Below are 21,164 nucleotides of genomic sequence, written 5' to 3'. Positions count from 1 at the left end.
GGGCACCGCGTCTCAGGCAGCCTTTCGCACGAGGTCGACGAACAGCCGGTGCACCCGCACGTCGGGCGTGAGTTCCGGGTGGAACGCGGTCGCCAGCACCGCCCCTTGCCGGACCGCGACGATCCTAGCGGTGTCCTCCTCCACGCCGGGCACGCCGCTGACGGTGGCCAGCACCTCGACGCCGTCACCGGCCTTCTCGACCCAGGGCGCGCGGATGAACACGGCGTGGACGTCTCCGTCGACCCCGGCGAAGTCGAGGTCGGCCTCGAAGGAGTCGACCTGCCTGCCGAAGGCGTTCCGCCGCACGACGACGTCGAGCCCGCCGAGCTGCTGCTGGTCGGGCCGCCCGTCGAGGGTCTGCCGGGCCAGCAGGATCATCCCGGCGCAGGAGCCGAAGGCGGGCATGCCCTCGGCGATCCGCGCCCGCAGGGGCTCCAGCAGTTCGAAGCTCTCCAGCAGCCGCGACATCGTGGTCGACTCGCCGCCGGGCAGCACCAGACCGTCTACTTCGGACAGCTCACCGGCCCGCCGGACCGGCACGGCCCGCGCACCCGCTTCGGCCAGCATGGCGAAGTGCTCGCGCACGGCGCCCTGCATGGCGAGCACACCGATGACCGGTTCCGACGACGCTCCTGCCACCCGACCTCCCGAAAGACCTTCCCACCAGCCTAGACGCACCGGGTCCGCGGCTTACCGGCAGGTCAGACCCGCTCCGCTGCGCGTGACCCCAAGCACCCGATGCAGCCTTGGGGGTCCTTGGGACCGCAAAACAAGCTCGAGGCACCGCGCCACCCGTGCCCGGAGAGGCATCACCCGTGACTGAGCGGGCATCACCCGTGTCTGGAGGGGCATCAGGCTGATGCCCCTCCGATCACGCGTGATGCCCGGCTGGTCACGGGTGATGCCCCGTTCCGCACGGTGCCGCGGGTCAGGGGACGCCGGCCAGCCTGAGCAGGGCGGCCGTTGCCGCGGCGGCGACCACCACCAGCGCGAACGGGGCCTTCCGCCACGCCAGCACGCCCGCCACCAGCACCCCGGCCGGGCGGGCGATGCCCGCGAAGCCGTGGCCTTCCGTCAGCGCGCTCACCGCGACCAGCGCCGCCAGCAGGACCACCGCCGCCAGTGCCATCAGCCGTTCCGCCCGGGGCGTCAGCTTCACCCGGCTGCGCAGCACCGGCCCGGCGAAGCGGAAGGCGAACGTGCCCGCGGCCAGCACCGCCGTGGCGACCAGCAGTTCCGTCCCGTCCATCAGCGCGCCTCCACCGGCTCGGGGTCCTTCGCCGCGATCCCGGCCAGCACGCCGGCCAGCGCCAGCAGCACCGGCAGCCCCGCGGGCAGGAACGGCGTCGCGGCCAGGGCGACCAGCACCCCGATCAGCACCGGCAGCCGGGCCGCCTTGTTGCGCAGCGACGGCAGGACCAGGGCCAGCAGCACCGCCGGGAACGCGGCGTCCAGGCCGAACGCGTCCGTGTCGCTGATCGCCGTCCCGGCGTACGCGCCCACCAGGACACCGGCGTTCCAGAACACGAAGATCCCCAGCCCGCACGCCCAGTAGGCCGCGCGGCGGCGCGGGGCGTCGTCCTGGGCCATCGCGAACGCCACCGTCTCGTCGCTCATCAGGTGGCTGCCGAGCGCCCGGGTGCTCCGGCGCCGTCCCACCGTGTCGCCGACCGCGAAGCCGAACGGCAGGTGGCGGGCGTTGGCCAGCAGGCCGGCCAGCACCGCCGCGAACGGGTTGCCGCCCGCGGCCACGATGCCGACGAACATGAACTGCGACGCCCCGGCGAAGACCAGCAGCGACATCAGCATCGGCAACCACAGCGGGAAGCCGGAGCTCACCGCGATGGCGCCGTAGGAAACGCCCACGAGACAATCGGCGAGACAGACCAGGCCGATGTCACGGGCCAGACCCCGATCGAGTGTTCGCCATATCGAACGCATGTGTTCTAGAGTGAACGCAGGACCCGTGTTCGTCAAGGCGAACGAACAGACCGATGGAGCGAACAGCATGTCTCAGGAAGCCACCGGGGCGCCGCTGGAGATCATCGCGGCCTCCCTGCGCCGCGAACGGACCCGCGCGGGGCTCTCCCTGACCGAGGTCGCGCGCCGCGCCGGCCTCGCCAAGTCGACGCTCTCGCAGCTCGAGTCGGGCACCGGCAACCCGAGCGTCGAGACGCTGTGGGCCCTCGGCGTCGCTCTCGACGTCCCCTTTTCCCGGCTGGTCGAACCCGAGCGGCCGAAGGTCCGGGTGGTCCGCGCGGGCAAGGGGCCGACCGTGTTCGCCGAACACGCCGACTACGCGTGCACGCTCCTGTCGGCCTGCCCCACCGGCGCCCGCCGCGACATCTACGTCGTCCGCGGCGAGCCGGGCACGCCCCGGCGCTCCGACCCGCACATGACCGGCGTGGTCGAGCACATCGTGCTGTGCGCGGGCCGGGCCCGCGTCGGCGTCATGGACGCCCCGGAGGAACTGCTGCCCGGCGACTACATCTGCTACCCCGGCGACGTCCCGCACGTCTTCGAAGCCCTCGAACCCGGCACGTACGGCGTGGAGATCTCCGAGTACGTCTAGGGACCTCCCGCCCGGGCTAGACCGCGCCGGCCGGCAAGGGGCTCGACTTCGACGCGCGCCAGCGCCCGGGCGGCATCCCGTGGTGGCGCTTGAAGGCGGCGGCGAACGCGAACTCCGACGAGTAGCCCAGCGAGTGCGCGATCGCGGCGAGGCCGGCGTCGCCGTCGCGCAGCTGCTCCCGGGCCAGCGCCATCCGCCAGTCGGCGACGTAGGTCAGCGGGGCCACGCCGAGCAGCCCGGTGAACCGCCGCGCGAAGGTCGCGCGCGAAAGGGACGCCTCGTCGGCGAGGTCCGCGACCGTCCACGCGCGCGCTGGGGCTTCGTGGACGGCCCGCAGGGCGGCCCCGACCGCCGGGTCGTCCATCGCGCGGAACCACGCGGGCGCGGTCGCCACGTCGGCGGCGAGCTGTTCGCGCAGCACCTGCACCAGGACGACGTCGAGCAGGCTGTCCAGCAGCGCCTGCTGCCCCGGCGCGTCGCGGAGGATTTCGGCGGCGAACACGTCGAGGACCGCGCGCAGGCTCGACCCGGCCCGCGGGCGCACCACGGTGAGGTCCGGCAGCCCGGCGAGCAGTCCCGCGCAGAGCTCGCCGTCGAAGGTGTACGCGCCGCAGAAGAACGTGGTCGGATCGCCCGCTTCCGCACCGAACCGCATCCGGCGCGTGCCCGCGCCCGGGTCGGCCGGGTGGTAGAGGAACGGCTCGACAGCGGCGCCCGCCGTGTGGGCCATGAACTGCCGGACCGGGCCGCGGACCAGGACGACGTCGCCGGGCAGCACGTGGCGGGCGCAGGCGGGGTCTTCGGTCCACGCGAAGGCCTCGCCGCCGAGGATGCCGTGGATCGCGAGCTTGGCGCCGGTCGGGAACTCGATGCCCCAGTCACCGCGCGCCGTCGAGTGCGAGAACGCGGCTCCGCGGGCCCGCGAGCGTTGCAGCAGATCTGTGAGGACGTCCACGCCATGAGACGATCGCATATTTTTTCGCGCGAATCCAGCATGGATCACAGCATGCCCTTCGGGTTTCCTGGTGTTCAGGAACAAGGAGTCCGGAAGGAGGGGCGAGATGCCCCAGGCAGTGCGGTTCGACAACTACGGCGACATCGACGTGCTGGAGGTGCGGGACGTGCCCCGGCCGGCACCGGCGGCCGACGAGGTGCTGGTGCGCGTGCGGGCCGCGGGGATCAACCCGGGTGAGAACACGATCCGGATCGGCGCGCTCCACGAGCGCTGGCCCGCGACGTTCCCGTCCGGCGAAGGCAGCGACCTGGCCGGCGTGGTGGAGGAGGTCGGCTCGGCGGTCCGCACGTGGGCGGTCGGCGACGAGGTGATCGGCTGGGTGGACACCCGCGGCAGCCACGCCGAGCTGGTCGTCGTCCCGGCCGCGCAGCTCGTGCCGCGCCACCCGTCGGTGCCGTGGGAGGTCGGCGGCTCGCTGTTCGTCGCGGGCGCCACCGCGCACGCGAACGTGCGGGCCGTCGGGGCCGGACCGGGCGACACGGTCGTCGTCGCGGGCGCCGCGGGCGGGGTCGGTTCGCTGACCGTGCAGCTGCTGCGCCACGCCGGGGCGACGGTCATCGGCCTCGCGGGCGAGGCCAACCACGACTGGCTGCGCCGGCACGGCGTGCTCCCGGTGACCTACGGCGAGGGCGTGCTGGACCGGATCCGCGCGGCCGCGCCGGACGGCGTCGACGCGTTCGTCGACAACTTCGGCGACGGCTACGTCGACCTGGCGCTGGAACTCGGCGTGGCGAAGGACCGGATCAACACGATCATCGACTTCGCCGGCGCGGCGCGCACGGGCGTCAAGGCCGAAGGGATGGACGGGTCCTCGACCGTCGAGGTGCTGGGCGAGCTCGTCAAGCTGGTGGAGACGGGAGAACTCGAAGTCCCGATCGCCGCCACCTACCCGCTCGCCGAGGTCCGCACGGCCTTCCGCGACCTGATGCGCCGCCACTCGCACGGCAAGATCGTGCTCATCCCCTGAGGCGGGGCAGGCCCCGTGGACGTCCGGTCCACGGGGCCTCGCCCAAGGATTACCAGCCGCGCTCGGCGAGGCGGTGCGGCTCCGGCAGCTCCTCGACGTTGATGCCGACCATCGCCTCGCCCAGGCCGCGCGAGACCTTGGCCAGCACGTCGGGGTCGTCGTAGAACGTCGTCGCCTTGACGATCGCCTCGGCGCGCTGGGCCGGGTTGCCGGACTTGAAGATGCCGGAGCCGACGAACACGCCCTCGGCGCCGAGCTGCATCATCATCGCCGCGTCGGCCGGGGTGGCGATGCCGCCCGCGGTGAACAGCACCACCGGGAGCTTGCCCGCCTCGGCGACCTCCTTCACGAGCTCGTACGGCGCCTGCAGCTCCTTGGCCGCGACGAACAGCTCGTCCTCGGGCAGGTTCTGCAGCCGGCGGATCTCCTGGCGGATCTTGCGCATGTGCGTGGTGGCGTTGGAGACGTCGCCCGTGCCCGCCTCGCCCTTGGAGCGGATCATCGCCGCGCCCTCGGTGATCCGGCGCAGGGCCTCGCCGAGGTTGGTCGCGCCGCAGACGAAGGGAACGGTGAACGCCCACTTGTCGATGTGGTTGGCGTAGTCGGCCGGGGTCAGCACCTCGGACTCGTCGACGTAGTCCACGCCGAGGGACTGCAGGACCTGCGCCTCGACGAAGTGGCCGATGCGGGCCTTGGCCATCACCGGGATCGAGACGGCCTCGATGATGCCGTCGATGAGGTCCGGGTCGCTCATCCGGGCGACGCCGCCCTGGGCGCGGATGTCGGCAGGCACGCGCTCCAGCGCCATCACCGCGACCGCGCCGGCGTCTTCGGCGATCTTGGCCTGCTCGGCGGTGACCACGTCCATGATCACGCCGCCCTTGAGCATCTCGGCCATGCCGCGCTTCACCTTGGCGGTGCCGGTGACGGACTGGACGGTGCCACTGGGGGTGGTCTGCTGCTCGGACACGACGGGGCCTTTCCACAAAGAGAACACGGGGTGACGAATCCGAGCGTAGGTCGGCGGTGGACCCTTCAAGCAGGCCAGTACGCGGGTATCTCAGCAGTCCACTTTGCCGGCGCCCGCGACCAGGGCTTCCGCGAGCGGCGTGCGCCCGTAGAGCACGTGACGTCCGGCACGATGCCTGCTGACCAGGCCCGCAGCGTGGAGCACGCCGAGGTGCTGCGACACCGCCCCGGCGCTCAGCCCGGTCCGGCGGGCCAGCTCCGCGGTGGACGCCGGAGCGGCCAGCTCGGCCAGCAGCATGGCGCGGCCGCGGCCCACCACGGCGGCCAGCGCGCCGGGCGCGGTGGCCGTGCCGGTCTCCCACAGCGTGGCGATCCCGCGCGGCGGGTAGCGCAGCACCGGCTGCCAGCGCGTGTCGGTCTTGGAGAACACCCGCGGCCAGACGAACGCCGAGGGCACCAGCACGAGGCCGCGCCCGTCGAGCGGGACGGCGGCGTGCAGGTGCCGGTGCGCCACCGTGAGCGTGCCGCCCTGCCAGCGCACCAGCGGGGTGAGGTCGTTGAACAGCTCGGCGGCCCCGCCCTGGGCCAGCAGCCGGGACCGGTACAGCACGTCGGCTTCGAGCAGCGCGCGGATCCGCGGCCAGTCCGGGGCCAGCACGAGGTGCCAGTACTGCTCCATCAGCGTCGCCAGCCGCTCCAGGCCCGCCTCGGGCTCGCGGTGGAAGCGGACCAGCGCGGGCGTGCGCGGCCCGGCCATCGCGTCGAGTTCGCGCCGGACCAGGCGGGCGGGCACGTCCCGCAGGTCGGCGAGCTCGTCGGCCAGTTCGGGCAGCGGCGTCGACGGCGTCGGAGCCAGGAACCCGGGCAGGTGCCGCAGCGGGACGAGGTCGCGCAGCAGCCCGAGGTCGAGGCCGGCCTCGGCCAGTGCCGCCGTGGCGCGCTTGGTCCACGGCAGGTGCAGGGCGTGCTGCCCCGGGGAGTTCAGGACGCGGACGCTCGCGACGATCTCCCAGGCCGGGGAGAACGCGAACCGGGTGTGCGCCAGGTCCTCTGTGGAGAATGCCAGGTCGAGCACGCGCTGCCTCTCTGCCCGAAGTACGGGCAGTCTAAGTCTCTCCGATGTGGACAGTCGAGCGGGGCACCGAAAGACCTTGCGGGAACGCGAAAATCCCTTCGGGGTCATACTTCCGGGCGATGGCGCGCAGCCGCGGCAGGTTCTCCCCGTAGTACGCCTGCGCCCAGTCCGGCATCTCCGGGTCGAGGTAGTTGACGTACCCGGTCGTGCCGAACTCCGGCCCCAGCCCGTCGCGCACCGCGGCCAGCGCGCGCCGGGCCCCGGCTTCGCCGCCGTCCGCGGGCGCCGCGTCGTGCAGGAACTGGAAGCTGGCCAGTGCGCTCCGGTGCGGGAAGGCGGTTTCCCGGGCGCCGACGCGCGCGATGGCGCCGCCCGCGGAGTCGATGAGCGTGGTGACACCCGGCTCGCGGGTCACCACCTCGGTCACCGCGGCCGGGTCGGCGGCCGGCCGCGTCAGCATGCGCGAGGTGCCGGTGTAGGCCTCGCGCAGGGCCGGCCGGCCGTCACGGACGTCGAAGGAGCGCACCGCGCTCAGGTGGTCGAGCTCCCGGGTCCGCCGGGCAGTGGGCCGGGCGCCGGTCCGGCGGACGAGGTCGTCCAGCAGGCCGGCCAGCCGGGTTTCGGGGCCGAGGAACGTCCCGGCGAGCGCGGTGCGGCCGGGCGCGAACTCGATGCCGGACCACAGCTCGTCCGGCATCCCGGGCAGCCAGTCCTGCCAGGCACCGAACAACGCGGCCCGCGCGGCGGCCGGGAACTCCAGCGTGTAGGTGGCGAGGTCGGCGGCCGGGACGGTCCGGAAGGTGAACCCGGTGACGATCCCGAAGTTCCCGCCGCCCCCGCCGCGCAGCGCCCAGAACAGGTCCGGTTCCGCCGTCGCCGAAACCGTGCGCACCCGACTGTCGGCGGTGACGATCCGCGCCGCTTCGAGGTGGTCGCACGTCAGCCCGTACATCCGGTCGACCACGCCGATCCCACCGCCGAGGGCGAGCCCGGCGATGCCGACGGCCCCGCAGAGACCGGCGGGCAGCACTCGGCCGGCGGCGGCCAGCGTCGCCGCGACCGGGCCGAGCCGGGTGCCGGCGCCGAGCACGACCCGGCCGTCCGGCCGCACCTCGATGCCGGAGAACCGGCCCAGGTCCACGACGATCCCGGCGTCCACTGTGGAATAGCCGGGATAGCTGTGCCCACCGGCGCGGGCGGCGACCGGCAGGCCGTGCCTGGCCGCGAAGCCGACGGCGGCCTGGACGTCCTCGACGCACGCGGCACCGACGACAGCGGCGGGCATGCGGTCGTCGAACATCGTGAAGAACGCCCGCCGGGCCGTCGCGTAGCCCGCTTCGCCCGGCCGGAACAGCGGCCCGGCCAGCCGGCCGCGCAGCCGCTCCCAGTCGGCCGCCGCCGGGAACGCCGCGCCGGAAGCCGCTCTGTCCATGCCGCTCCCCCCTGCCTGCGCCCCGGGGCATTCGGCTGGTCCCGGAGACCTTGCCTTGCCGTGACCAGGGTAGCGGGTGTGTGATCGAGGACACATCCCGTACACCAGCCGTTCGCCGAGGAGTCGTCATGGCAGACAAGCAAGCCAAGAACGCCGACACCGGGGCCGCCGTCGCTGTGGACGACCCCGCCAAGGTCCGCAACGTCGTGCTCGTCGGTCCGGCGGGGTCCGGGAAGACCACCCTCGCCGAAGCCCTGCTCGCCGCCTCCGGCACGGTGCCGCGGGCGGGCTCGGTGGTCGACGGCACGACGGTGTGCGACCACGACCCCGCGGCGGTCCGCCAGCAGCGCTCGGTCGGCCTCTCGGTCGCGCCGGTGCTGCACCAGGGCCACAAGATCAACCTCATCGACACGCCCGGGTACGCGGACTTCGTCGGGGAGCTGCGGGCCGGGCTGCGGGCGGCCGACGCCGCGCTGTTCGTCGTCTCCGCGGCCGAGGGCGTCGACGCGGCGACGGTCGCGGTGTGGGAGGAGTGCGCCGCGGTGGGGATGCCGCGCGCGGTCGTCGTCTCCCGGCTCGACCACCACCGGGCCGACGCGATGGCCGAGATCGCCGCCTGCCAGGCCGCGTTCGGCGCCGGGGTGCTGCCGCTGTACCTGCCGGCGGCCGACGGCCTGGTCGGGCTGATCACCCAGCGGTACTTCGACTACTCCGGCGGGCACCCGCCGACGATCGGCGAACCCGACCCGGCCGACCTGGAGCGGATGGCCGAAGCGCGCAACGAGCTGATCGAAGGGATCATCGCCGAGAGCGAGGACGAGTCCCTGATGGACCGCTACCTCGCCGGCGAGGAGATCGCGGAGGCCACCCTCATCGCCGACCTGGAGACCGCGGTCGCGCGCGGGTCCTTCCACCCGGTCATCCCGGTGTGCTCGACCAGCGGGCTCGGCCTGGCCGAGGTGCTCGACGGCATCGTCCGCGCGTTCCCCTCCCCGCTGGAGCACCGGCCACCCGAAGTCACCACGCCGGACGGCGGCGAGCACGCCGCGATCACCGCCGACCCCGCGGGCCCCCTCGCCGCGGAGGTCGTCCGGACGGCCGTGGACTCCTACGTCGGCCGGGTGTCACTCGTCCGGGTGTTCTCCGGGACGTTGCGCCCCGAGCGGCCGGTGCACGTGTCCGGGCACGGGCTCGCCGAGCGCGGCCACGAGGACCACGACGCCGACGAGCGCGTCGCGCACCTGTACTCGCCGCTCGGTTCTTCCTTGCGGGAGGTGCCCTTCTGCGTCGCGGGCGACCTCTGCGCGCTGACGAAGGTCGGCTCGGCGGAGACCGGCGACACCGTCTCCTCCCCCGACGACCCGCTGCTGATGGAGCCGTGGGCGATGCCGGAGCCGCTGCTGCCGGTGGCGGTGGTCGCGAAGACCCGCAGCGACGAGGACACGTTGGCCCGCAACCTGTCGCGCTTGGTCGCGGGCGACCCGACGCTGCGGCTGGACCGCAACGCCGAGACCGGCCAGCTGGTGCTGTGGTGCATGGGCGAGGCCCACGCCGACGTCGTGCTCTCGCGGCTGCGCGCGGGCGGCGCGGACGTCGACACCGAACCGGTGAAGATCAGCCTGCGCTCGACGTTCGCCAAGCCGGCCAAGGGCCACGGGCGGCACGTGAAGCAGTCCGGCGGCCACGGCCAGTTCGCCGTCTGCGACATCGAGGTCGAGCCGCTGCCGCGCGGCGGCGGCTTCCAGTTCGTGGACAAGGTCGTCGGCGGTGCGGTGCCGCACCAGTTCATCCCGAGCGTGGAGAAGGGTGTCCGGGCCCAGCTGGCGCGCGGGCTCGCCGATGGCCACCCGGTGGTCGACGTCAAGGTGACGCTGGTCGACGGCAAGGCGCACAGCGTGGATTCGTCGGACGCGGCGTTCCAGACGGCGGGCGCGCTGGCCCTGCGGGAGGCCGCGGCGAACGGCCACATCACGATGCTGGAACCCCTGGAGGAGGTGGCCATCCGGCTGCCGGACGAGCACCTGGGCACGGTGCTGGGCGACCTGTCCTCCCGGCGCGGCCGGGTGCTGGGCACCGAGGCCGGCGACGGCGGCCGGACGGTGATCCGCGCGGAGGTCCCGGCCACCGAACTGGTCCGCTACCTCATCGACCTGCGCTCGATGACCTCGGGCACGGCGACCTTCACCCGCCGCCACGCCCGCTTCGAGCCGATGCCGGAAGGAATGGCCGTCCACTAGCCGGATCTCGCGGGATCAGAACCGGATCTCGCGTGATTGGGCCCGTAACTCGCGTGATTCGGGGCGGTCCGGCCTCAATCACGCGAGTTACGGCTTCGATCACGCGAGTTCGGTCTTCCCGCACGCGAGTTACGGGGTGAAGTCGAAGCCGCCGGGGCGGTTGTTGCGGTCGGCCAGGAGACCCGCGAGGGTGGCCAGGGCGATTTCCGGCGGGGTGCGGGAGCCGATGTTCAAGCCCACCGGGCGGTGGACGCGGGCGATGTCGGCGTCCGCGACACCGAGGCCCTGCAAGGCGGCGACGTGCGGACCGGGGTGACGCGGGTTGCCGAGCACGCCCACCCACCGCGGCTCGCCTTCGAGCGCGGCCTTGAGCACCGCGCCCAGCTCCGGCCGGTGGTGGTCGGTGACGACCACGTCGGCCGACGCGTCCAGCGGCGGCAGCACGGTGTCCGCGTCGAAGCCATCGGGCACGTCGGTGACGCGCGCGGGCTCGGGCTCGAAGAGCGCCACGTGGTACCCGAGGTCCTTCGCGAACTTCAGCAGGTACCGGGACACCGGCGAGGCGAACACCGCCACCAGGGTCCGCACTCCCGGGTCGGCCGGAGCCGTGCCGTGGGCGACATCGCAGGTCTCGCTCATGGCCCCAGTCTGGCAGCTTCAGACCTCTTCGAGGACGCTCAGCCGGAAGTGGAACGTCGACGTCCGGCCTTCGACGATCACCACGTACCCGCCCGGGCCGCGCAGCACCTTCCGCGACTTCGGCGACCACGGGTAGGCCGGCGCGTACTCGCGCGCCAGCCGCAGCGCCTCGGCCTCCGCGGTCTCCTGGTCGGCGAAGGAAAACCGCTCCGACAGCGCCCAGTGCCGCTCCGAGGTGCGCTGCTCCTCGACGACCACCCACCAGGTCATGCCGGTTCCGCCACCGTCTCGCCGAGCGTCACGCGGAAGTGGAACGTCTGCGTCCGGCCGGTCGCGATCACCAGGTACCCGTCGGCGACCCGCAGCACCTTCCGCTCCGTCACCTTCGACGGGTGCACCGGCTCGTGCGAGAACGCCAGCCGCCGCGCGACCTCGTCGGCGTGCTCGCGGTCGCCGCCCGCCGGCTTCGTCTTCGTGACGTTCCAGGCGCGCGCGTCCCCGCCGCCGCGCTGCTCCTCGACGACCACCCACCACATGTCAGACCTCCGGCTCCGCGAATTCGAAGTACTCCGGCAGCGGCGCCGTCCCGGCCAGGCGGAAGTACCGCACCTTGCGCCGCCGCCGCAGCCGCAGGGTGTCGCGGACGGCGTCGTTGTGCACGCGGCGGGCGATCACCACCCGGTGCTCGGCGTCGGTCAGCTCCTCGGCCAGCTCGGCAGGCAGGCCCGCCCGGTCGATACGACCCAAAACCAGCGTCAGCTCGTTCTCCGCCACTTCGCGCTCCGCTCGCGGCGCCGCTTCGGCACGCTCCGCCGACGTCCGCAGCCCGGGGTCGCCCAGCACCGAAGCGACCGCCCGCGCGACGACCGCGCGCCGCGCCAGTGCCGCCTCCAGCGCCGCCCAGCCGGCGTCCGTGCGGACGTGCAGCCGGTCGAGCCGGTTCGCCGTCGCCACCAGGAACAGCCCGCCCAGCACGACGATCGCCGCCAGCACGGGGAGCAGCCAGCCGAGCACGCTCACCGGGTGAGTTCCCGCTCCGGCGCCGCGACCCGCCGCGGGTCGGCCGCGACGGCCGTCTCGTAGACGCGCAGCACCTGGGTGGCCACCACCGACCAGTCGTACATCGTGACGCGCTCCCCCGCCGCCGCGGCCAGCGACGCCCGGCGCGCCGGGTCGCCGAGCAGCTCGCGCAGCCCGTCCGCGAGCGCCTCGGGGTCGCCGGTCTCGACGAGCAGCCCGGCCCGGCCGTCGTCGAGCACCCGCCGGAACGAGTCGAGCCCGCTGGCCAGCACCGGGGTTCCGGCCGCCATCGCCTCGGTGAGGATCATCCCGAAGCTCTCGCCGCCGGTGTTCGGCGCGCAGTAGACGTCGACGCTGCGCAGCGCCTGGGCCTTGACGTGGTCGTCGACCTGGCCGAGCAGCTCCAGGTGCGGGGCCAGCTCCGGCCCGGCGTCGCGGCGCAACTGCTCGGCGTCGCCGCGGCCGACCACGACCAGCCGCAGGTCCTCGAACTCCGGGAGGATCAGCCGCAGCGCCTCCAGCAGCACGCCCATGCCCTTGCGCGGCTCGCCGAACCGGCCGACGAACCCGACCGTGCCCCCGGCCCGCGGGTAGCCGGGCAGCGGCGCGGCCGAGGAGAAGAACTCGACGTCGACGCCGTTGGGGATCTCCACGGCGTCGCCGCCGGCGTGCTCGACCTGGACGCGGCGGGCCAGCGCGGAGACCGCGATCCGCGCGGTGATCTTCTCCAGCAGCGGCCGCAGCACGGGCTGGAACGCCGAGAGCGTGCGCGAGCGCGTGGTCGCGGTGTGGAACGTCGCCACGATCGGGCCGTCCGCGATCAGCAACGCCAGCAGCGACAGGCTCGGCGCGGCCGGTTCGTGCAGGTGCAGGACGTCGAAGTCGCCTTCGCGGATCCACCGGCGTACGCGGGCGTAGGACACCGGGCCGAACTGCAGCCGGGCGACCGAGCCGTTGTACGGGATGCCGAGCGCCTTGCCCGCCGGGTGGACGAACTCCGGCAGCTCCGCGTCCTCGTCCGCGGGCGCCAGCACGGACACCTGGTGGCCGCGCGCGAGGAGCGCCTTCGTCAGGTCGATCACGTGCCCCTGGACCCCGCCGGGCACGTCGAAGGAGTAGGGGCACACGATCCCGACCCGCATCGGCCGCGCGGCCACGCTCAGCTCGCTTCTTCGAGGCTTGCCTGCTCGGCGGCCTCGAGGTCGGAAGGCCAGAACTTCTGCAGCATGTGCCAGTCGGCCGGGTGCGCGGCGATGTCGCCGGCGAAGATGTCCGCCAGTGCCTGCGTGGCAGCCGGGACCTCGGCCCGCGCGGTGACCCGGATGCGCGGGTGCAGCCGGATCTGCCAGCCGTCCTCGGTGAACCAGCAGCCGGCCGGGATGAGCGCCGCACCGGTCGTCGCGGCCAGCCGGGCCGGGCCGCCGGGGAAGCGGGCCTGCTCGCCGAAGAACTTCACCGGGATGCCGCTGGTGGTCAGGTCGCGGTCGCCGACCAGGCAGACGGCCTTGTTCTCGCGCAGCCGCTTCAGCAGCACGCGCATCGCCGAACTGTCACCCGTCAGGGGGACGATCTCGAAGCCGAGCGACTCCCGGTACTCGACGAACCGGCGGTAGAGCGACTCGGGCTTGAGCCGTTCCGCGACCGTGGTGAAGCCGCCGAGGTAGTCGGCCAGCCAGACGCCGGCGACGTCCCAGTTGCCGCTGTGCGGCAGCGCCATCACCGCGCCGTTGCCCTCGGCCAGGGCCGCGTCGAGGTTCTCCACCCCGGTGATCGACGCCGCGACCTTGGCGCTGACCTCCTTGTGGTCCAGCGACGGCAGCCGGAACGTCTCGTGCCAGTAGCGGGCGTACGAGCGCATCGCGCGCCGCGTCAGCTCGTCCATTTCGACCGGGTCGGCCTGCGGCACGACGCGGGCGAGGTTCGCGCGCAGCTGCCGCACTCCCCCGCCGTCCCGGCGGACGGCCAGGTCCGCGCCGAGCGAGAAGACCGTGCCGCCGAACCCGGCGGGCAGCCAGCCGGCGAGCTTCCACCCGGCCGCGTAGCCGAAGGCGCTCAACCGCTCGCTCAGTCTGGTCATGCCGGCTGCTCCCCGGCGGCCGCGCGGGCCGCCTTGGCCACCGCGGCGGTGCGTTGCAGGAGCGTGACCACCGAAAGGACGGCGAGCACCCAGAGCGTCACGTCCACGGTGTACGGGATGCCGAAGCCGTGCAGGCCGGTGCCGACCAGCGCGATGATCAGCCGCTCGGCGCGCTCGACGAGCCCGCCGTCGACCGGCAGGCCGGAGGCGTCCGCGCGGGCCTTGACGTAGGAGATGACCTGGGCGAGCACCAGGCACAGCAGCGCCGCGGCGGCGGCCGGGCGGTTGTCGTCCACGACGAAGCACCACCAGGCGATGGCGGCGAACAGCGCGCCGTCGACCAGCCTGTCGCAGGTGGCGTCGAGCACCGCGCCGAACGGGGTGCCGTAGCCGCGGGCCCGGGCCATGGCGCCGTCGAGCAGGTCGAGCATGGCGAAGCCCCACACCGTGAAGGTGCCCCACAGCAGGTGGTCGGTCGGGAAGAAGACCAGGGCGCAGACGACCGCGCCGGCGGTGCCGAGCACGGTCATGACGTTTGGCGTCAGCCCGGCGCGGACCAGCGCCTGGCCGATCGGATCGGTGACGCGGGAAACGGAGGCACGCGCGAAGATATTGAGCATCGGTTCGTCGAGGCACCTGGCTACGAGGGTCGGGTGGGCGAATGCAGCCTATCCACCCACCTGCGCGGCTCCGACGCGCCGCCCCGGGTCAGCCCGATTTCGTGAGCTGGCCCTCGTGCTCCCTCGCCTCTTCGGCGGCCGCCGCGGCGGCGCACTTCGGCGAGAGCCGACGGCGGATCGCGGCGCTGATCTCGCCGAGCGCCGTCACCTGCTCCGGCGTCAGCGGGTCGAACAGGCTCTCCCGGACGGCTTCGACGTGCCCCGGGGCGGCCTGCTCGAGCGCGGCGAAGCCGTCGTCGGTCAGCACGGCCCAGGCGCCGCGCTTGTCGGTCGGGCACGCCTCGCGGCGCACCCAGCCGTTCGCCTCCAGCCGCGCGACGGCGTGCGAAAGGCGGCTGCGGGACGCCTGGCGCGCGTCGGCGAGCTCGCTCATCCGCAGCCGGCGGCCGGGCGCTTCGGAAAGGGCGACGAGGACTTCGTAATAGGTGTGCGGCATGCCCGAGTCGTGCTGCAGCTGGCCTTCGAGGTGCGCGCTGAGCATGCGGGTGGCCGCGTTGAACTCACGCCAGACGCGCTGTTCGTCGTCGCTGAGCCATCGGGTTCCGGACATAACCCCATCATACTCTCGGTTGAACACTCAATCAGGAGTTTTCCCCGGTCGGACCGTGGTCCGGACAACCTCCTCACCAGCCGTCGGCCAGCAGGTCCCGCGTCTCCCCGAGCAGCTGCGGGAGCACCTTCGTCTGCCCGATGATCGGCATGAAGTTCGCGTCCCCGCCCCACCGCGGCACCAGGTGCTGGTGCAGGTGCGCGGCGATGCCGGCACCGGCGATGTGGCCCTGGTTCAGGCCGATGTTGAACCCGTGGGCCCCGGACACCGCGCGGATCACCTTCATCGCGTGCTGGGTGAACTCGGCGACCTCGCGCGTCTCCTCGGCCGTGAGGTCGGTGTAGTCCGCGACGTGCCGGTACGGCACCACCATCAGGTGCCCCGGGTTGTACGGGTACAGGTTCAGCACCGCGAACACGACGTCGCCGCGGGCGACGATCAGACCGGTTTTGTCGTCCAGCGAAGGGATCCGGCAGAACGGGCAGCCGGTGTCCTCCTCGTCGTCCGGCTTGTCCTGGCCTTTGATGTAGGCCATCCGGTGCGGGGTCCAGAGCCGCTGGAAGGCGTCCTGGACCCCGATGCCCTGCTGCTCGACGAGTTCGGGACCGTCACTCACCGAACGACCGTCTCCAGCGCGTCGGCCGACGGCGACGCGTTTTCGCGGCGGGCGACCCAGTCCGCGATCGCCTCGACCGCCTTGGCCACCGGCACGCCGTTGATCTGGCCGCCGTCGCGGAAGCGGAACGACACCGCGCCCGCCTCGACGTCCTTGGCGCCGGCCAGCAGCATGAACGGCACCTTCTGCGTGGTGTGCGTGCGGATCTTCTTCTGCATCCGGTCGTCGCTCGCGTCGACCTCGGCGCGGATCCCCTTGGCGCGCAGCGCCTTCTCGACCTCCTGCAGGTACTCCACCTGGTCGGCGGTGATCGGGATGCCGACCACCTGCACCGGCGAAAGCCACGCCGGGAAGGCGCCCGCGTAGTGCTCGGTCAGCACGCCGAAGAAGCGCTCGATCGAGCCGAACAGGGCGCGGTGGATCATCACCGGGCGCTGACGCGAGCCGTCGGGCGCGGTGTACTCGAGCTCGAACCGCTTGTTCTGGTTGAAGTCGAGCTGGATGGTCGACATCTGCCAGGTGCGGCCGATGGCGTCCTTGGCCTGCACCGAGATCTTCGGGCCGTAGAAGGCCGCGCCGCCCGGGTCCGGAACCAGCTCGAGGCCGGAGTCGATCGCCGCCTGCCGCAGCGTCTCGGTGGCCTCCTCCCACTCCCAGTCCTCGCCGATGAACTTGTCGGAGTCCCCGCGCGTGGACAGCTCGAGGTAGAAGTCCGAGAGACCGTAGTCGGCGAGCAGGTCGAGGACGAACTTGAGCAGCGACTTGAGCTCGCCCGGCATCTGCTCCTTGGTGCAGTAGATGTGCGAGTCGTCCATCGTCAGCCCGCGCACGCGGGTGAGGCCGTGCACCACGCCCGACTTCTCGTAGCGGTAGACGGTGCCGAACTCGAACAGCCGCAGCGGCAGCTCGCGGTAGGACCGCCCGCGCGAGCGGAAGATCAGGTTGTGCATCGGGCAGTTCATCGCCTTGAGGTAGTAGTTCTCCTCGTCGAACTGCACCGGCGGGAACATCGTGTCCGCGTAGTAGGGCAGGTGGCCGGAGGTGTGGAACAGCTCGCCCTTGCTGATGTGCGGGGTGTTCACGAACTCGTAGCCCGCCTCCTCGTGGCGGCGGCGCGAGTAGTTCTCCAGCTCGCGGCGGATGATGCCGCCCTTCGGGTGGAACACCGGCAGGCCGGAGCCGATCTCCTCGGGGAAGGAGAACAGGTCCAGCTCGGCGCCGAGCTTGCGGTGGTCGCGGCGCTCCGCCTCGGCGATGCGCTCGAGGTAGGCGTCCTGGGCCTCGGCCGACTCCCACGCCGTGCCGTAGATCCGCTGCAGCTGCGGGTTCTTTTCACTACCCCGCCAGTACGCGGCGGCGACGCGGGTGAGCGTGAACGCGGGGATGAACTTCGTCGTCGGCACGTGCGGGCCGCGGCAGAGGTCACTCCAGACACGTTCCTTGGTGCGCGGGTCGAGGTTGTCGTAGATGGTGAGTTCGCCCTCGCCCACCTCCATCACCTCGGAGGTGTCCACTTCGGACTTGAGGTCGACGAGCTCGAGCTTGAACGGCTCGTCCGCGAGCTCCTTCTTGGCCTCGTCGACGGAGTCGAACACGCGCCGGGAGAACTGCTGGGCGCCCTTCACGATCTGCTTCATGCGCTTTTCGAGCGCCTGCAGGTCCTCCGGGGTGAACGGCTTGTCGACGGCGAAGTCGTAGTAGAAGCCGTCCTTGACCGGCGGGCCGATGCCCAGCTTGGCGTCCGGGAACTGCTGCTGCACCGCTTGGGCGAGCACGTGCGCCGCCGAGTGGCGGATGACGCTGCGGCCGTCCTCGGTGTTCGCGGCGACCGGCTCGACCTCGGCGTCGGCTTCCGGGGCCCAGGCGAGGTCGCGCAGCTTGCCGTCGGCGTCGCGGACCACGACGATCGTTTCCTCGCCCTTGGTCGGCAGACCGGCTTCGCGGACCGCCGCGCCCGCCGTAGTGCCCGCCGGTACCACCACGCGGGAGGCGGCCACGGGGGAAACGGGGGGCGACTGGGACACGATCGGCTCCTCAAGCTGGAGTGACAGAGATGACGCCGTCGATGCTAGTCGGCGGCGCTCGCGCGCCTCACGCGCGTGGCGCGAACGCGGGACCGGCCGCCTCCCCGTGGGGAAGCGGCCGGTCGGCGCGAGGTCAGAGGGTTTCGACGACCTGGTCGAAGTCGAGCCGCGGCAGGCGGTCGAACCACGGGTTCTCGCCCGGCTTGCCGACGTTCACGACGACGAGCGAGCGCCACTTCTTGTCCGCGAAGAACTCGTCGTCGACGCCCTGGGCGTCGAAGCCGGTCATCGGGCCGGCGGCCAGGCCGGCGGCGCGGACGCCGATGATGAAGTAGCCGACCTGCAGCAGCGAGTTCAGCTTGGAGAACTCGACGCGGCCCTGCTCGTCGGCGAAGTTGTCCTTCACCTGGGGGGCGTGCGGGAAGACCTGCGGGATGTTCTCGTGGAAGTCGACGTCCGCGGCGAGCACCACGGTCAGCGGGGCGGCTTCGGTCTTGTCCCGGTTGCCCGGGGCCATGTGCGGCAGCAGGCGGGCCTTGGCCTCGGCGGTCCGGAGCACCAGCGCGCGCAGCGGCTGGGTGTTCATCGACGTCGGGGCCCACTTGACGAGGTCGTAGATCGCGCGGACCTGCTCCTCGGTCACCGGCTCGGAGCTGAAACTGTTGGCCGTGCGGGCCTCGCGGAACAGCAGGTTCTGGACGTCCGCGGGGACTGCGAGGGCCTCGGTCTGCTCGGCAAAGGTGGTCATGGGGCTGAGCTTCCTTCCGTTGGGTCGGTACCCCGTGCAACTAAGTTGAGCGTTGAACTATTTCGCGCTCAACCAGTTGGCTGGATCACAAGCCGCCCGGAGCGGGCCGTGACCGGGCGTTCACCCGACCGGCGACGGCAATCCCGGACCCCCGGAAACGGACACGGCCGCCGGCTCCCCGCGGCGGGAGTCGACGGCCGTGCTGCGCAGCGCGACTGGGACGGTCAGTAGGCGCCCTGTCCGCCCATCACCGCGCGGAACGTCTTCCAGAGGATGACCAGGTCCAGCGCCAGGGACCAGTCCTCGACGTAACGCAGGTCCAACCGGATGCTCTCCGCCCACGTCAGGTCGCTGCGCCCGCTGACCTGCCAGAGCCCGGTGAGGCCCGGCTTCACGAGCAGCCGGCGGCGGGCGTCGGGTGCGTACTGCTCGGTTTCCTCCGGCAGCGGCGGCCGCGGGCCGACGAGCGACATCTTCCCGGACACGACGTTGAACAGCTGCGGCACCTCGTCGAGCGAATACCGGCGCAGGAAACCACCCACACGGGTGATACGCGGGTCGTGCTTCATCTTGAAAAGCGGGCCCGCGCCTTCGTTGTCCGCCGCCAGGGTCTGCTTGATCGCGTCGGCGTTGGTGACCATCGTCCGGAACTTGAGCATGGTGAACGTCGCGCCGTCGCGGCCGACGCGGCGCTGGCGGTAGATCACCGGGCCGCGGTCGTTCAGCTTGATCGCGACCGCGATCGCCAGCAGCAGCGGCGACAGCAGGGTGAGCAGCAGCGCGGAGCCGCAGCGGTCGACGATCTCCTTCACCACCCGGCGGCCGCCGGTGAACATCGGCGCGGTGACCCGCAGCAGGGGCATGCCGAGCACGCCGGTGACGTTGAGGCGGGGCCCGGCGACCTCCATCAGCACCGGCGCCACGACCATCTCCGCCCCGGTGCCCTCCATGTCCCAGGCCAGCCGCTGCAGCCGCTTCGGCGTCCAGTACTGGTCGGCGGTGATCGCCACGACCCGGTAGCCGCCGCGGCGGACGTGCCGGGACAGCTCTTCCAGCCGCCCGACCACCGGGACGCCGTCGATCTCGCCGCTGTCGCGGTCTTCGCCGTGGCCGCTGAACGTGCAGGCGGCCTCGACGCGCCAGCCGACGTGCACTTCCGAGCGGGTGCGGGCGATCAGGTCCGCGACGGTTTCCGGGCTGCCGGCGGCCATCACCGGCAGCAGGCAGAGTCCCTTGGCGCGCTTGCGGTGCAGCACCTGGCGCAGCAGGTAGCGCTGCGGGAAGGCGACCAGCGCGATGGCCGGAACCACGATGAACACCCAGACCTGGACCTCGAGCGCGCCGAACAGCAGGCCGCCCAGCGCGACCAGCACGGCGGCGGTGATGAAGCCGCGGCCGAGGGTGCGGTACTCCTCCGCGCCTTCGCCGAGCACGCGCGGGCTCCAGGCCCGGCTGGCGGGCAGCGAAACGAACACCGCGAGGATGGTGCCGAAGGCGTGCATGTCGTGCGGGGCAACACGATCGATGACGAACGCACTGATGGCGATCACCAGCAGCGTGATGAACACGTCGCTGCCGATGACCCAGGCTCTGTACCGCGCTTCCCAGGCCGCGGGCCAAGCTTTGGCGGACGGACCTCCCGCGTCGCCGGAGTTGCCGTCCCGCTTCACGGGACGCGGGATGGCCTGGAGGTCGATGTGCGGCGGTGGCTGGCTCACCGTGTACGAAGGCCGCACCGACTCTTCCATCTGACCTCCCGGGACTGGATCCAATTGAGCCGCGGGCACGCAGCGTCACCGGAGATGACTTCGGAGAGTCACGGCATTTCGGTGGTCGCGCAGAGCCCGCGGAGGCTTCACACGGCAAGTTATCGGCGACTCTCTCGGCAGTGTTACAAGGATTTCCAGCCACATGCTGCGTGAGATCCCCGCCAGAAAATGGCCGGAAGATAACAAGATGAAGACGATGCGTGAAGGAGCGTATCCCCACGAAAATTACGTTCCGTAGCGAAAAGGGTGATACCCGCACCCGGCTGGACGAAGCTCGGCCGAACGGCCCAACGCGGCTTCCGGGCTCTACTGTGGACACTGCGGAACGAGAAGGTCCACAGTGGACCGGGCCGCCGCGCCACCGCTCCGGCGCGGGTCCGGACGGCCACCGACCGTGACGTTCGTCGCCACGCCGTCACGCGCGAAGGTTCTGTCACACGTCACGGCCGGACGGCGCGCGGTCGCGACGTGCCGAGGATCACATCCGACCTCCCGCAGGCTGGCGTTCGACAGAAACCCGCCGCAGCGGCAGACTTCGAAGGCAGGTTCGGCGAGCCCCCGCGGCAGGGGCGCGAACCACTCTCGCAAGCAGATACGCAAGATCCGAACGGATCGTTCACTCCGATTCCGGACCCTCACCCGCACAGGTGACCCACTCCGGGGGTCCGGGGGCTCGCCCCCGGCGGGGGCGGGGGGGGGGGGGCGCCCCCCGGCCCGCCCCCCGTGTCACGCGGTGGGGGGGGGGCCGGCCGCGGGCGCGCCCGCGCCCGGTGG

The 21,164-nt window shown here is 72.4% G+C and carries 22 protein-coding genes; 3 read left to right on the top strand and 19 right to left on the bottom strand.

Annotated elements, in window-relative coordinates; translation table 11 throughout:
* Positions 1–12: 12 nt before the first annotated feature.
* The 3 genes from pdxT to ACWEGE_RS45505 all read right to left on the bottom strand — a co-directional run bounded on the left by pdxT (position 13) and on the right by ACWEGE_RS45505 (position 1,941).
* Positions 13–639, bottom strand: a complete 627-nt coding sequence (pdxT, locus tag ACWEGE_RS45515; RefSeq protein ID WP_449666746.1) for a pyridoxal 5'-phosphate synthase glutaminase subunit PdxT — start codon at positions 637–639, stop codon at positions 13–15.
* A 289-nt stretch (positions 640–928) separates the two neighbouring features.
* Complete coding sequence (locus ACWEGE_RS45510; RefSeq protein ID WP_449666745.1) at positions 929–1,249, bottom strand: AzlD domain-containing protein; 321 nt, start codon at positions 1,247–1,249, stop codon at positions 929–931.
* The gene (locus ACWEGE_RS45505) at positions 1,249–1,941 is read right to left on the bottom strand and encodes an AzlC family ABC transporter permease (RefSeq protein ID WP_449666744.1); all 693 of its coding nucleotides are present in this window, start codon (positions 1,939–1,941) and stop codon (positions 1,249–1,251) included. The genes ACWEGE_RS45510 and ACWEGE_RS45505 overlap by 1 nt, the downstream gene beginning before the upstream one ends.
* A gap of 67 nt (positions 1,942–2,008) precedes the next feature.
* Here ACWEGE_RS45505 and ACWEGE_RS45500 point away from each other — a divergent pair, with 67 nt between their 5' ends.
* Positions 2,009–2,572, top strand: a complete 564-nt coding sequence (locus tag ACWEGE_RS45500; protein WP_449666743.1) for a helix-turn-helix domain-containing protein — start codon at positions 2,009–2,011, stop codon at positions 2,570–2,572.
* A gap of 16 nt (positions 2,573–2,588) precedes the next feature.
* On the opposite strand, the gene ACWEGE_RS45495 is transcribed toward ACWEGE_RS45500, so the two are convergent.
* Complete coding sequence (locus tag ACWEGE_RS45495; RefSeq protein ID WP_449666742.1) at positions 2,589–3,527, bottom strand: AraC family transcriptional regulator; 939 nt, start codon at positions 3,525–3,527, stop codon at positions 2,589–2,591.
* A gap of 106 nt (positions 3,528–3,633) precedes the next feature.
* Between ACWEGE_RS45495 and ACWEGE_RS45490 the strand changes: the two genes are divergently transcribed.
* A complete protein-coding gene (locus tag ACWEGE_RS45490) occupies positions 3,634–4,554 on the top strand; it encodes an NADP-dependent oxidoreductase (protein WP_449666741.1) in 921 nt (306 codons plus the stop codon).
* Between the two features lie 49 nt (positions 4,555–4,603).
* Here ACWEGE_RS45490 and pdxS read toward each other — a convergent pair whose 3' ends face one another.
* The 3 genes from pdxS to ACWEGE_RS45475 all read right to left on the bottom strand — a co-directional run bounded on the left by pdxS (position 4,604) and on the right by ACWEGE_RS45475 (position 8,030).
* Positions 4,604–5,524, bottom strand: a complete 921-nt coding sequence (gene pdxS, locus ACWEGE_RS45485) for a pyridoxal 5'-phosphate synthase lyase subunit PdxS (RefSeq protein ID WP_217709730.1) — start codon at positions 5,522–5,524, stop codon at positions 4,604–4,606.
* A gap of 90 nt (positions 5,525–5,614) precedes the next feature.
* Positions 5,615–6,598, bottom strand: coding sequence for a DUF5937 family protein (locus ACWEGE_RS45480; RefSeq protein ID WP_449666740.1), 984 nt, complete (start codon positions 6,596–6,598; stop codon positions 5,615–5,617).
* Positions 6,599–6,629: 31 nt separating this feature from the next.
* Complete coding sequence (locus ACWEGE_RS45475; protein WP_449666739.1) at positions 6,630–8,030, bottom strand: FAD-binding oxidoreductase; 1,401 nt, start codon at positions 8,028–8,030, stop codon at positions 6,630–6,632.
* A gap of 128 nt (positions 8,031–8,158) precedes the next feature.
* Between ACWEGE_RS45475 and ACWEGE_RS45470 the strand changes: the two genes are divergently transcribed.
* Positions 8,159–10,267, top strand: coding sequence for an elongation factor G-like protein EF-G2 (locus tag ACWEGE_RS45470; protein WP_449666738.1), 2,109 nt, complete (start codon positions 8,159–8,161; stop codon positions 10,265–10,267).
* 129 nt (positions 10,268–10,396) lie between these two features.
* Here the strand turns inward: ACWEGE_RS45470 and ACWEGE_RS45465 are convergent, their stop codons facing one another.
* From ACWEGE_RS45465 to ACWEGE_RS45410, 12 genes are all read right to left on the bottom strand, one after another.
* Complete coding sequence (locus ACWEGE_RS45465; RefSeq protein ID WP_449666737.1) at positions 10,397–10,906, bottom strand: XdhC family protein; 510 nt, start codon at positions 10,904–10,906, stop codon at positions 10,397–10,399.
* 18 nt (positions 10,907–10,924) lie between these two features.
* Positions 10,925–11,176: a hypothetical protein gene (locus ACWEGE_RS45460; protein ID WP_449666736.1), complete on the bottom strand. Its 252-nt coding sequence runs from the start codon at positions 11,174–11,176 to the stop codon at positions 10,925–10,927.
* Positions 11,173–11,442, bottom strand: coding sequence for a hypothetical protein (locus tag ACWEGE_RS45455; protein WP_449666735.1), 270 nt, complete (start codon positions 11,440–11,442; stop codon positions 11,173–11,175). The genes ACWEGE_RS45460 and ACWEGE_RS45455 overlap by 4 nt, the downstream gene beginning before the upstream one ends.
* Position 11,443: 1 nt before the next feature.
* Positions 11,444–11,926, bottom strand: a complete 483-nt coding sequence (locus tag ACWEGE_RS45450; protein ID WP_449666734.1) for an NUDIX hydrolase — start codon at positions 11,924–11,926, stop codon at positions 11,444–11,446.
* Positions 11,923–13,068: a glycosyltransferase family 4 protein gene (locus ACWEGE_RS45445; RefSeq protein WP_449666756.1), complete on the bottom strand. Its 1,146-nt coding sequence runs from the start codon at positions 13,066–13,068 to the stop codon at positions 11,923–11,925. The genes ACWEGE_RS45450 and ACWEGE_RS45445 overlap by 4 nt, the downstream gene beginning before the upstream one ends.
* Before the next feature lie 17 nt (positions 13,069–13,085).
* Positions 13,086–14,003: a phosphatidylinositol mannoside acyltransferase gene (locus ACWEGE_RS45440; protein WP_449666733.1), complete on the bottom strand. Its 918-nt coding sequence runs from the start codon at positions 14,001–14,003 to the stop codon at positions 13,086–13,088.
* Entirely contained in the window at positions 14,000–14,623 is a 624-nt protein-coding gene (pgsA, locus tag ACWEGE_RS45435) for a phosphatidylinositol phosphate synthase (protein ID WP_449666732.1), read from the bottom strand. The genes ACWEGE_RS45440 and pgsA overlap by 4 nt, the downstream gene beginning before the upstream one ends.
* 88 nt (positions 14,624–14,711) lie before the next feature.
* A complete protein-coding gene (locus ACWEGE_RS45430) occupies positions 14,712–15,233 on the bottom strand; it encodes a MarR family winged helix-turn-helix transcriptional regulator (protein WP_449666731.1) in 522 nt (173 codons plus the stop codon).
* Between the two features lie 73 nt (positions 15,234–15,306).
* Positions 15,307–15,849: an HIT family protein gene (locus ACWEGE_RS45425; RefSeq protein ID WP_449666730.1), complete on the bottom strand. Its 543-nt coding sequence runs from the start codon at positions 15,847–15,849 to the stop codon at positions 15,307–15,309.
* Entirely contained in the window at positions 15,846–17,873 is a 2,028-nt protein-coding gene (gene thrS, locus ACWEGE_RS45420; RefSeq protein ID WP_449666729.1) for a threonine--tRNA ligase, read from the bottom strand. Before thrS ends, ACWEGE_RS45425 begins: the two co-directional genes overlap by 4 nt.
* A 133-nt stretch (positions 17,874–18,006) precedes the next feature.
* Positions 18,007–18,621, bottom strand: a complete 615-nt coding sequence (locus ACWEGE_RS45415) for a malonic semialdehyde reductase (protein WP_449666728.1) — start codon at positions 18,619–18,621, stop codon at positions 18,007–18,009.
* Positions 18,622–18,845: 224 nt separating this feature from the next.
* Positions 18,846–20,369, bottom strand: a complete 1,524-nt coding sequence (locus tag ACWEGE_RS45410; protein WP_449666727.1) for a sugar transferase — start codon at positions 20,367–20,369, stop codon at positions 18,846–18,848.
* Between the last annotated feature and the right edge of the window lie 795 nt (positions 20,370–21,164).

This window comes from Amycolatopsis sp. NPDC004747 (assembly GCF_053601335.1).
This window is presented reverse-complemented; position numbering and strand designations above follow the sequence as displayed.